8 protein-coding genes are annotated in these 11,902 nt (G+C 59.8%); 7 read left to right on the top strand and 1 reads right to left on the bottom strand.

Features of this window, described 5'->3' with window-relative positions:
* The first annotated feature begins 287 nt into the window (after positions 1-287).
* The 7 genes from RM6536_RS00765 (at position 288) to RM6536_RS00735 (ending at position 10,329) form a co-directional block, all read left to right on the top strand.
* Positions 288-1,577, top strand: a complete 1,290-nt coding sequence (locus tag RM6536_RS00765; protein ID WP_049337337.1) for a homoserine dehydrogenase — start codon at positions 288-290, stop codon at positions 1,575-1,577.
* A 157-nt stretch (positions 1,578-1,734) separates the two neighbouring features.
* Complete coding sequence (gene thrC, locus RM6536_RS00760) at positions 1,735-2,835, top strand: threonine synthase (protein WP_060823649.1); 1,101 nt, start codon at positions 1,735-1,737, stop codon at positions 2,833-2,835.
* Between the two features lie 122 nt (positions 2,836-2,957).
* A complete protein-coding gene (thrB, locus tag RM6536_RS00755; protein ID WP_060823648.1) occupies positions 2,958-3,926 on the top strand; it encodes a homoserine kinase in 969 nt (322 codons plus the stop codon).
* A 512-nt stretch (positions 3,927-4,438) separates the two neighbouring features.
* Positions 4,439-6,601, top strand: coding sequence for a transcription termination factor Rho (rho, locus tag RM6536_RS00750; protein WP_060823647.1), 2,163 nt, complete (start codon positions 4,439-4,441; stop codon positions 6,599-6,601).
* 143 nt (positions 6,602-6,744) lie between these two features.
* Positions 6,745-7,827 carry a peptide chain release factor 1 gene (gene prfA / locus RM6536_RS00745; RefSeq protein WP_005507792.1) on the top strand — a complete coding sequence of 361 codons (1,083 nt, stop codon included), beginning with the start codon at positions 6,745-6,747 and terminating at the stop codon, positions 7,825-7,827.
* A 158-nt stretch (positions 7,828-7,985) separates the two neighbouring features.
* Positions 7,986-8,912 (top strand): peptide chain release factor N(5)-glutamine methyltransferase, encoded by a 927-nt coding sequence (gene prmC, locus RM6536_RS00740; protein ID WP_060823646.1) that lies wholly within the window; start codon positions 7,986-7,988, stop codon positions 8,910-8,912.
* 169 nt (positions 8,913-9,081) lie between these two features.
* Positions 9,082-10,329: an L-threonylcarbamoyladenylate synthase gene (locus tag RM6536_RS00735; RefSeq protein WP_060823645.1), complete on the top strand. Its 1,248-nt coding sequence runs from the start codon at positions 9,082-9,084 to the stop codon at positions 10,327-10,329.
* Positions 10,330-10,534: 205 nt separating this feature from the next.
* On the opposite strand, the gene RM6536_RS00730 is transcribed toward RM6536_RS00735, so the two are convergent.
* Entirely contained in the window at positions 10,535-11,536 is a 1,002-nt protein-coding gene (locus tag RM6536_RS00730) for an NAD-dependent epimerase/dehydratase family protein (RefSeq protein ID WP_060823644.1), read from the bottom strand.
* Positions 11,537-11,902: the final 366 nt, after the last annotated feature.

Below are 11,902 nucleotides of genomic sequence, written 5' to 3'. Positions count from 1 at the left end.
AACCTGAGAAACCGTGAAGTTCCCGTCCTTGCAATGCGCGTCGTGAGGTGGCGGTTGCGGGTGGGGCTTCACGGTTTTGTGCGTTCAAAACTTTGCAGAAGATAAGGTTCACCTCATAACTGTGAGGGAAACCTCATCTCAGAGAGTAAAAGTCGCACCTTGAGGCTGCTGAGCCGTCCCCGCCTCTTGATAAAGTGGTTGTTGGGTGCGTGCTCTGCGCCGCATCCGTGCCTTAGCCCGAAGAGATACCGGGGCGAACCCGGAACAGACCGTAGAAAGAGACTATCGTGGCTGAAAAGATCAAAGTAGCACTGCTTGGTGCCGGTAATGTCGGTTCCCAGGCTGCTCGTATCCTGGTCGAGGATAACGCCGTCCTTGAGAAGCGCATTGGCGCCCCCGTGGAGTTGATCGGTATTGCTGTGCGCGATACTAATGCATCCCGCCACTGGAATGCGGACCCCTCGCTGTACACCACCGACGCTGAATCCCTGATTGATGCGGCGGACGTGGTCATCGAGCTGACCGGCGGTATTGAGCCGGCTCGCACTCGCATTCTGCGTGCTCTGAAGGCGGGTAAGTCTGTGGTCTCCGGTAACAAGGCGCTGCTGGCTAAGCACGGTGTGGAGCTGCAGGCTGCCGCTGACGAGTCCGGTGCTCAGCTCTCGTACGAGGCTGCTGTTGCGGGCGCTATCCCGATTCTGCGCCCCCTGCGTGACTCCCTGGCTGGTGACCGTGTGACCCGCGTTCTGGGCATCATGAACGGCACCACCAACTACATTCTTGACCAGATGGACACCACCGGCGCTTCCTTCGCGGATGCACTGGCTGAGGCTCAGAAGCTGGGTTACGCGGAGGCTGACCCGACCGCTGACGTTGAGGGCCACGATGCCGCGTCGAAGGCTGCGATTGTTGCTTCGCTGGCGTTCCACTCTGACTTCACCATCGATGATGTGCACACCGAGGGCATTACCTCCATCACCGCTGATGATGTTGCTGCCGCGGATGCTGATGGATACGTCATCAAGCTGCTGGCTATTTGCGAGCGCGAGGGTGAGAACGGCGCGAACATTCGCGTGAACCCGACCCTGATTCCGCGTCAGCACCCGCTGGCGGGCGTGCACGGTGCGTTCAATGCTGTGTTCGTGGAGGCGGAGAACGCTGGCGAGCTGATGTTCTACGGTCCCGGTGCGGGTGGCGCTCCGACTGCTTCGGCTGTTCTGGGTGACTTCGTGTCCCTGGCGCGTCGTCTGGTGCTGGGCGGCCCCGGTGTTCCGGAGACTTCTCACGCTCAGTTGCACGCAACTAGCCTGGACAATGTGATTTCCCGCTACTCGGTGGGTGTTCTGGTGGAGGACCGCCTGGGCGTTCTGGCGAATATTACCCGTATCCTTGCCGAGCACGGTATTTCGGTGGATTCGCTGCGCCAGTCCACCCCGAAGGAGGGCGCGGCTCAGATTCGTATGGTGACCCACTCGGCGAAGGATTCCGATCTGCGCCGTGCGATTGCTGTGATTGACGCTCTGGACACTGTGCGTGAGGTGAACTCGGTCATCCGCGTGGAGTCCGAGAAGCACTAAGGTTCAAAAGCGTTATCTATGTGCGGCACGCGCCGCTCACTAAACCTGCGATGCTCGCTTGCGGGTGCATCGCTCACTAACTAACCCGCGTACCCGCTACCGCGCCGGACCTATGGGAGGTCCGGTGAGCGGGGCGCCAAGATTGAAGGAGAAGCCAATGGCACACGTGTGGCAGGGCGTTATCAATGAGTACCGTGACCGTCTGCCTTTCGCGGACGATGTGAAGGCTGTGACCCTGGGTGAGGGTGGTACCCCGCTGATTCACGCGCCGGCACTGTCTGCTGAGACCGGTAACACCGTTTACCTGAAGTTTGAGGGTATGAACCCGACCGGTTCGTTCAAGGACCGCGGTATGACCAGCGCGATGACCGCCGCTAAGCGTGACGGTGCGAAGGCTGTTGTGTGTGCTTCGACCGGTAACACTTCCGCTTCGGCTGCCGCGTACGCTTTGCAGGCTGGTATGCGCTGTGCAGTGCTGGTTCCGGACGGCAAGATTTCTATGGGTAAGCTGTCTCAGGCTATCGCTCACGGTGCTGACATCATTCAGATTGACGGCAACTTCGATAACTGCCTGGAGATTGCTCGCAAGCTCAGCGAGAACTACCCGGTGTTCCTGGTGAACTCGGTCAACCCTTACCGTATTGAGGGTCAGAAGACCGGTTCGTTTGAGGTTGTCGACACCCTGGGTGATGCTCCCGATTACCACCTGTTGCCGGTTGGCAACGCGGGTAACATCACCGCGTACTGGAAGGGCTACAAGGAGTACTCGGAGCCTTACACCAACCGTGACGGTAAGGTTCTGGAGCCGGTTGCGACTAAGCGTCCGATTATGTGGGGTTTCCAGGCTGCTGGTGCTGCACCGATCGTTGCTGGTCACCCGATTGAGGCTCCTGAGACCATTGCGACCGCGATTCGTATCGGTAACCCCGCCTCGTGGGAGAAGGCTGAAGCTGCTCGTGACGAGTCCGGCGGCGTGATTGAGGCTGTCACCGATGAGGAGATTCTGGAGGCGCACCGCTGGCTGTCTGCCCGTGAGGGTGTCTTCGTGGAGCCGGCTTCGGCTGCTGGCGTTGCGGGTCTGCTGAAGAAGCACCGCGCCGGTGAAGCTCCCGAGGGTAAGACCATCGTGATTACCGTGACCGGTCACGGTCTGAAGGACCCGCAGTGGGCTCTGCAGGCTGTGAACGGCGTGAAGGTTGAGCCGACTAAGGCTCCCTTCGACGTGGTTGCTGTGGCAGATATTCTCGATTTGCACTAGCCTATTCATACTACGTTGTGCACTCCGTCCCGATTTTTCGGGGCGGGGTGCACCTGCATGACAGCCCTTTTTGTATCTTTCACCTATTCACTCATTACGTCACCGATCGCGAGGTTCTTCTCATGTCTTCCCTGCATATTTCTGATATTCCGGTGGGCGCGTCCGTTAAGGTCCGCGTTCCCGCTACGAGCGCTAACCTGGGCCCCGGCTATGACAGCATGGGTTTGGGTCTTGGCTTCTATGATGAGCTGGTTGTTGAGCGTATTGAATCCGGCCTGGAGTTTGAGCTCAGCGGTGAGGGTAGCGCGGATGTTCCTCGCGACGAGAGCCACCTGGTTTTGCAGGCGATGAAGGCTGGTTTTGCGGCGGCTGGTTTGGATGAACTGCCGCCGGTGAAGCTGATTGCTGATAATAAGATTCCGCATTCTCGCGGTATGGGTTCTTCGGCGTCGGCTATTGTGGCGGGTGTAGCTGCGGCGAGCGGTCTGCTACCGGAGGAGCACCGTCTGAGCCGTGAGCAGATGCTGCAGGTCGCCTCCGATATGGAGGGCCACCCGGATAATGTGGCTCCGGCGATTTACGGCAACCTGTCGGTGTCCTGGGGTGAGATGGGCAACTGGAAGACCTTGATTATTCCGGTGCATCCTGATGTTCACCCTGTGGTGGCTGTGCCCGATTATGAGGTGTCGACGAAGCTTGCTCGTTCGTTGATTCCTGAGGAGATGCCCCACGTTGAGGCGGTGGCGAACTCCGCTCGTGCGGCGTTGCTGGTGCGCACTCTCTCTGATGCTCCCGAGTACCTGATGGATGCGACCGTGGATTACCTGCATCAGGGGTACCGCGTGACCGCGATGGAGCCGTCCGCTGTGCTGGTTGCGTACCTGCGCAGTCAGGGTTTTGCTGCGGTGATTTCTGGCGCTGGCCCTACTGTTTTGACCTTTGCGCACGGTGACGAGCAGGTGCGACAGGTTCAGGAGGCGATTGCCGAGTTTGAGGCGACTCACCCTTGTAGCGCTATTGTGGATTGCCGCTTGAACTGGCGGGTGCTTCCCCTTGAAATTGACACTGAAGGTGTTATAGTTACTCAGTAGGACGTTATTAGTTCGTCCTATGTTGAGGTTCGCCCGTCGTTCAATGTAGACCGTCGATACTATCCTTCGTAACGTACTTCCGTTTCCCCTGATGCCTCAGATGCTTTTGTATCTGAGCGGGAGCCGGCAGGGTTCGGGGGAGTGCCTTTGGGATTAATGTCTTTCTTTATTTCTGACGCATAGGGGAAGACTTTTCTGGGGGTTCGGTTTCGCGGCGGGTGCCCTTTCAAAGTGACCAATCCGTCCTCTTCATCTCGCGTAGATGGTTCTTAGAGATGATGGTTTGGGCTTGCCCACATTTGTGATAGAGCGCCTTATCTTCCGTGTGTGCTCGCTGTGTCTGAATCAGCGGGTACGGTAAGAGACGCGAACCGCCTCCAGTGCGGTTCGAGGGAGTCGAAGGTGCAGACTGCTGTTTTCTTTCGGCAGTGTCTAAACCTTTGACCGCGCTATAGCGCCCGCCCGATCTTTATTCTGAAGATTTTCAGGGCTTATAACCAAAGGAATTGTAGTTGGCAAAGAATATTGTTGTCACCGATGAGTACGGTACGGAAGCTGCCGCACCGGAACTTGCGAACTTGAAGGTCGCGCAGTTGCGTGTCCTCGCCCAGCAGCTTGGTATCCGAGGCTATCTGAAGCTGAAGAAGGCTGAGCTGGTTCAGGCTCTTGAGGAGCATCAGCGTGGTGGCGCCGTAGCCGCTCCTGCTGCGCCCAAGTCTGAAGCATCCAAGTCTGACGCGCCCACTGAGGCTGCTGCTGAATCTGCTGATACCCCCGCTGCTGAGAAGGCTGAGGAGTCTAAGCCTCGCCGTACCCGCCGTACTCGCGCCCAGAAGGATGCTGAGGCAAAGGCAGAGAAGACCGAAAACGCTGAGGTTGCTGAAGCCCCCGCTGAGGGCGCTGAGAAGGCTGAAAAGTCTGAGAAGCACACCCGCTCTTCCCGTTACGAGACTCCCGCTCAGAAGCGTGCGCGCGCTCGCCGTGCCGCTGAGGGTGAGGACGCATCGGCTGAGAAGTCCGAGAAGACTGAGCAGAACGAGAAGTCTGAGAAGCGTACCCGCCGCACCCGCACCCGTAAGGACGAGAAGCCCGCTGAGCTTCCTCCGCTGGATGTGCGCGCTGAGCTGGCTGCTGAGCGTATTGGCGAGCGTTCGGAGCAGATTGACCTGCCCGGTAACTCTGCTGAGCTGAAGGCTACTACCGCTGACGGCACCGCGAGCCTGGACAGCCTGAACGCTGCCCTGGACATGACTTTTGGTACCCCCGACGGTGAGAAGAGCTCGAAGCGTACCCGCACTCGTGAGCGTCGCCGCGATCAGGATGGTGAGCGTACCGAGCGCCGCACTAAGCGTGACCGTCAGGCTGAGCGTGCAGAGCGCAGCGCTGAGCGTAGTGAACGTGCCGAGCGTAAGGCTGCTGAGCGTGCAGAACGCGCGGAGCGCACCGAGCGTCGCACTAAGCGTGACCGCCAGGCTGAGCGTGCTGAGAAGCAGGCTCGCCGCCGCGAGGAGAACGAGCCTCGCCTGAACGAAGACGATGTGCTGGCACCGATTTCGGGTGTTCTGGACATTCTTGATAACTACGCTTTCGTGCGTACCACCGGCTACCTGCCCGGCACCAACGACGTGTACGTCTCCCTGGCTCAGGTGAAGAAGTACAATCTGCGTAAGGGTGACCACGTGCTCGGTGCGATTCGTGTGCCGCGCGAGGGTGAGTCGAACAACCGTCAGCGTTTCAATGCGCTGGTTCAGGTTGAGGCGATTAACGGTCAGAGCGTTGAGGAAGCAGCGAACCGCCGCGTCTTCTCGAAGCTGACTCCGCTGTACCCCAAGGAGCGTCTGCGCCTGGAGACCACCCCGAAGAAGCTGGGCACCCGCGTGGTGGACCTGGTGTCCCCGATTGGTAAGGGTCAGCGTGGTCTGATTGTGTCCCCGCCGAAGGCGGGTAAGACCCTCATGCTGCAGTCTATTGCGAACGCGATTACCGTGAACAACCCGGACGTGTACCTGATGATGGTCCTGGTGGATGAGCGTCCTGAAGAAGTAACCGATATGCAGCGCACCGTTAAGGGTGAGGTTATTGCCTCGACCTTCGACCGCCCCGCTGAGGATCACACCACTGTGGCTGAGCTGGCTATTGAGCGTGCGAAGCGTATGGTGGAGCTCGGCTACGATGTGGTCGTGCTGCTGGACTCCATGACCCGCCTGGGCCGCGCATACAACCTGGCGGCTCCCGCATCCGGTCGTATCCTGTCCGGTGGTGTGGATTCTGCCGCACTGTACCCGCCGAAGAAGTTCTTCGGTGCTGCCCGCAACATTGAAGAGGGCGGCTCGCTGACCATTCTGGCTACCGCCCTGGTTGAGACCGGCTCGAAGATGGACGAAGTGATCTTCGAAGAGTTCAAGGGCACCGGTAACATGGAGCTGCGCCTGTCCCGTCAGCTGGCGGATAAGCGTATCTTCCCGGCGGTTGATATTAATGCTTCTGGTACTCGCCGCGAGGAGAACCTGCTCTCCCCGGATGAGATCAAGATTATGTGGGGTCTGCGCCGTGCCCTGGCGGGTATGGAACCCGAGCAGGCTCTGGGTGTTCTGACCAACCAGCTGCGTAAGACTGAAAGCAACGTGGAGTTCCTTCTGACGGTTCAGAAGAACGGTCTGCGTCTGGTCGACTAAGGCTCGTATCTCACGCGCCCCACCTCCTCATTGTGGGTGGGGCGCGTGAGCCGTTCGTTTTGTGCATCCCCGTTGTGAGGGGTGTGAGATGTCTAGTGCCTGCCCGTGCGGCGTAAAGTGCGGGAGATGGAAGAGAGAACAGAATGTTTGAATCTATTCAGGTTCTGCTGGATGAGCACGCTGACCTGCAGAATCAGCTGGCTGACCCCGCCGTGCAGGCGAATCAGGGTAAGGCACGCCGTGTGGGCCGCCGCTACGCGGAGCTGACCGGTATTGTGACTGCATACAATAAGTACACTTCGCTGAAGGATGACCTTGAGGCTGCTCGCGAGATGGCTGATGAGGATCCGGATTTCGCGGCGGAGATTCCCGGTCTGGAGGAGGAGCTGGAGGTTGCTCAGGAGAAGCTGCGCCGCCTGCTGATTCCGCGTGACCCGGATGATGGCCGTAACGTCATTCTTGAGGTGAAGGCTGGTGCCGGTGGTGACGAGGCGGCTCTGTTTGCTGGTGACCTGCTGCGCATGTACATGCGTTACGCCGAGCACAAGGGCTGGAAGACTGAGATTATTTCTTCGACCAGCACTGACGTGGGCGGTTATAAGGATGCCCAGATTGCTATTAAGGGCTCCTCGAATGAGCCGGCTGAGGGCGTGTGGGCGCACCTGAAGTATGAGGGTGGTGTGCACCGTGTGCAGCGTGTTCCGGCGACTGAGTCTCAGGGCCGTATTCACACTTCCGCCGCCGGTGTGTTGGTGTTCCCCGAAGTGGATGAGCCCGAGGAAATCGAGATTAACCAGAACGACCTGAAGATTGACGTGTACCGTTCTTCGGGCCCCGGTGGCCAGTCTGTGAACACCACTGACTCGGCGGTGCGTATTACCCACCTGCCGACCGGTATTGTGGTGGCGATGCAGAATGAGAAGTCTCAGCTGCAGAACCGTGAAGCTGCGATGCGCGTTCTGCGTGCGCGACTGCTGGCTCACCAGCAGGAGCAGATTGACGCTGAGAACGCGGCGCACCGTGCTTCGCAGGTGCGTACCATGGACCGTTCGGAGCGTATCCGTACCTACAATTTCCCAGAGAACCGCATTGCGGATCACCGTACCGGCTACAAGGCGTACAACCTGGATGCTGTACTGAATGGTGACCTGGAGCCTGTGGTTCAGTCCGCTATTGAAATGGATGAGGCGCACCGCCTCGCTCAGGTGGGCCAGGAACAGAAGTAGAAGTAGCTCTGTACAGAAGTAGTTCTGTATATAGACTCGTGCCGATTCGCTGAATCGACGTGAGATGTTGGTGAGGGGCTCGCCGCTACGGCGGTGGAGCCCCTCAGCCATATACTGTGACAGGTTTTGAGCCGTTGAGAGATGAAAAAGGAGAGCTCATGAAGGTGAATGTGCACGACCCGCGCGGGGAAGAACTCGCGCAGGTACTCACACGCGCCACCGCGGCACTGGCGCAGGTGCCCAGCCCCCGCGTCGACGCCGAGCTACTCGCCGCGCACCTGCTCTACGACGGCTCACGCTCGCGCCTCCAGCACGCCGCGCTCATGGGGGAGCGGCTCACCCCCGAACAGGTCGCAGAGTACGAGGCACTGGTCGCCCGCCGCGCCTGCCGCGAACCGCTGCAACACATCACCGGATCCGCTCCCTTCTACCGTCTAGAACTGTCGGTCGGGCCGGGCGTGTTCGTACCCCGCCCCGAGACCGAGCTACTCGTCGAAGAAGCCCTCAAAGTGCTGAACACACGCACCAAATCAGCAAGCGGCACCAAATCGGCAACCGGTCAGTTGCGCATCGTCGACCTATGCACCGGCTCCGGGGCTATCGCCGCGGCAATCAAGAGCGAACTGCCGAACGCCCAGGTGTTCGCGGTGGAACTCTCCGAAGATGCCATCCCCTACACCCGTAAAAATCTGGAGCCGCTCGGCGTGCACTTGGTGCAGGGGGACGCTCTCACCGCCCTGCCCGAGCTTGCCGGAACCTTCGACGCGGTACTCTCGAACCCTCCGTACATTCCGCCGGCGAACGTACCCGCCGACCCGGAAGCCGCCCTGCACGACCCGGACATGGCGCTGTACGGCGGGGGAGAGGACGGCATGCAGATGCCCTCCGCAATTGCCGCCCGCGCCTTCGAGCTTCTTGCCCCCGGCGGTCTGTTCATCATGGAGCACGACGACACCCAGGAAGAAGCCGTCGCCAAGCTGCTAGCACGCGTCGGCTTCGAGCGCTGCTACCCGGTGCGTGACCTGAATAATCGTCCGCGTCATAGCGTCGGTTATAAACCGCGCCCACTAGAGCCTTTAGACTAGTAAATGCACCACCTAGCCCGTGCTGGGCTGCGTGAAGGCAACGCGTCCGCCCCCGTAACCAGCCTAGAGCCGGTGAAATATGACGAACCCCCGGAAGAGCGCTTCCACATGGCGCGTTGTGGGTGCCGGTGTCTCGCCGCATCCAGAAAAACATGAGAGAATAAGACCCGTGACTGCAAAGCTGTACCCCGTAACGACTGAAACTGAGACCCGCGAGGCCATCGAGGCTGCCCGCGAGGCGCTGAAGGCGCACGACACGATTGTGATGCCCACCGATACCGTCTACGGTATTGCCGCCGATGCTTTCTCGCATCAAGGCGTTGCCAAGCTGCTGGCAGATAAGGGCCGCGACCGCACCATGCCGCCGCCCGTACTGATCTTTGATCTTGCTGCGCTCGCTGGCGTGGTCGACGACGTTCCGGACGATATTTACGACCTGGGTGGCCGCTTCTGGCCCGGCGCGCTGACTATTATTCTTCACGCGTACCCGTCGCTGAGCTGGGATTTGGGCGAGACCCGCGGTACCGTTGCCGTGCGTGTTCCCGATGATGAGTTCGCCCTGAAGCTGCTGACTGAGCACGGTCCGCTGGCGGTTTCGAGCGCGAACAAGACCGGTCAGGAAGCCGCTCTGGATGCGCAGACCGCCATGGATTCCCTGGGCGAGGACGTTGCCGTGATCATTGACGGTGGCGCTCGTCCTAAGCCGCTTGAATCTGAGCCGAATGAGGACGGCGTGGTTGTGGTGACTGAGCGTGAGCCGGCACCGTCCACGATTCTGGATTGCACCTCCTTCCCCTACGTGGTGGTTCGTGAGGGCGCAATTTCGGTGGAGGAACTGCGCGAGGTTGTTCCGACCATCTTGACTCGTGCGGAGGCTGACGAGCAGGCGGCTCGTAAGGTTGAGGAAGCTGAGTCTGCTTCTTCCGCGTCGTCTGAGTCGACTCCTTCTGAGCGTGCTCTGGACGATCAGGCTGACCTGGATGAGGCATACGAGCAGTGGGACAGCACCCATACTGTGAGCGGTGAGCCTGCTCGTCGCGCTTCGGCGCCGGCTGCCGGCTCTGTCGCGGCGTCCCTGCTGGGCGCTGGTTCGGCGCTGTCTTCCGCATTCAGCACCGGCGTGGATCAGGAGCGTGCGCGCGGCTACCGTGACAACACTCCGAAGCCGGTTCGTGCGGATGAGCCGCAGACTCTGCCGGTTCCTGCTGATACTGCGCGTGCGCTGGTCTTTGGCGAGTCGAAGATTGAGATTGCCGCTAAGAGTGCCCCCGCTCAGAGCGAGGCTAAGCCGGCAGAAGCTAAGGCTGAAGACGCTAAGACTGATGTTGCTAAGGCTGAGGCGGCTGAGACCGAGGCTGTTGCAACTGAGGCTGAGGCAAAGACCGAGCAGAAGGACGCCCCGGAGGATCACCTCTAAACCTCTGCGCGTTATAGAGCCTGGAGCGTAAAATCTCGGAACATATAAACGTATAGGGAACCCCCGATATATCGTTCAGATATATCGGGGGTTCCCTTTCGTTATGAGTCTCTAGGTTCTGCGCCTCAGTCAGCAAGCCCCTAGGCTACGTGCCTCAGGCTGTGCACCTCTAGGAGAGCACACACGCTATCTAGTTCTGCACCACCTAGTTCTTGTCGAAGCGGCGGTCCTTCTTCTTACCCAACGCGGTGTGGGCGTTGCGCAGTACTTCACGCACGCGCGGGGTGGGCAGCAGGCCGTTTTCGCGTGCCCAGGAATCGTCGATGCCCTGGCCGAACCACATGACCTCGACCTTGCGCACGGAACCGGAGAACTTATCGTTCATCAGCTCGGAGACGGTATAACCCGCCTTCACTGCTGCACGGCAGAGCCATTCGGGCAGGTGCAGCGGCTTGCGGCGGCCTGCATCCAGCGTTGCGGAGGCGACGGTTGCGCCTTCCCAAGGCTGCAGCACGATGGCGGGTAGCTCGCCGGGGAAGGTGCCGAGCATGACCACGAATTCTGCGAGGGCGTGCACGCTGGAGACCGGGGACTTGCCGGTGCCTGCACCCGCAACGGAGGCGAAGGGGGAGGAGGCTATCTTGGCGAAGAGTTCAGTGGTGCGTCGGCCGCGGCCCTGCACGCTGGTTGCGCGCAGGATGCACAGTTCGGGTGCGCTGTCGGGGTGCTCTTCGAGGAAGTAGTCCTGCAGGTCGAGCAGTGCTTCTTCGCCGAGCGCCTTGGAGAAGGAGTACGCGCTGAACGGGTTGGTCTCTTCGGAGTCATCCAGCACGAGGCGCGGGCCCTGTACCGCTGCGGAGGAGAGGTGGATGACGCGGCGCACGCCGGTGCGCTGCGCGGCGATTGCGATTACGGCGGGAAGCAGGGCGTTTGCGCCGACAAGCGGGGGCAGATCCTGCATGTTGGGTGCGGCGAGGCCCGCTGCGTTGACGACAACCTGCGCGCCCGCGAAGGCTTCTGCGAGGGAGTCGATGATGCCTTCAAGCTGGTCTGCTTCGTCGATGATGCTGTCTACGTCAAGGGCTCGGGTTGCGAGTCGAGGTGCCTCAATGGGGTCGACGCTGATACCTTCTGCGTTCAGACGCGCGACGATGGAGGAACCAACGAAGCCGCTGGCGCCAATGACTTTCCACTTGGATTCGGACATCTCTTTTACCTCTCACGAGCCCGCGTACGTTGCGGGGAAAAATGGGGTCATTTCAACTTTCCCATATTTGAACAGTTTATGGGGAATTTGTGGGGTTTTATTCGGTCTCTGGTCGTTTTTTCGCACGGGGTGCACAGCGCAAACACAGGCTGTGAAGCTGATAGCTTGATGGATACCCAAAAGTGGGTGTGCGGGTACGTCCGATATGCGGATAAATCAACTGAATTCGGTTGTTTATTTGTCATATAGCGCGTCTTTTGGGGTGATGGTTCACTCTCTAGTGGAGACCGCGGGTAAAATGTTTTCTTTGAGTGATATATCCACACGGTTGAATACTGCGGGCGTGAGAAACACCAGAAGCGCCCG

It is taken from the genome of Rothia mucilaginosa, from assembly GCF_001548235.1.
Taxonomy (GTDB): Bacteria; Actinomycetota; Actinomycetes; order Actinomycetales; family Micrococcaceae; genus Rothia; species Rothia mucilaginosa_B.
Note: the sequence above shows the minus strand (reverse complement) of the source record. Positions and strands in the feature narration are given on the sequence as shown.

Bases quoted from the DNA above. Each gene is read 5' to 3' on its own strand.
- prmC (WP_060823646.1), top strand. From the start codon at position 7,986: ATGAAGGTGAATGTGCACGACCCGCGCGGGGAAGAACTCGCGCAGGTA.
- thrB (WP_060823648.1), top strand. From the start codon at position 2,958: ATGTCTTCCCTGCATATTTCTGATATTCCGGTGGGCGCGTCCGTTAAG.
- thrC (WP_060823649.1), top strand. From the start codon at position 1,735: ATGGCACACGTGTGGCAGGGCGTTATCAATGAGTACCGTGACCGTCTG.
- RM6536_RS00730 (WP_060823644.1), bottom strand. From the start codon at position 11,536: ATGTCCGAATCCAAGTGGAAAGTCATTGGCGCCAGCGGCTTCGTTGGT.
- prfA (WP_005507792.1), top strand. From the start codon at position 6,745: ATGTTTGAATCTATTCAGGTTCTGCTGGATGAGCACGCTGACCTGCAG.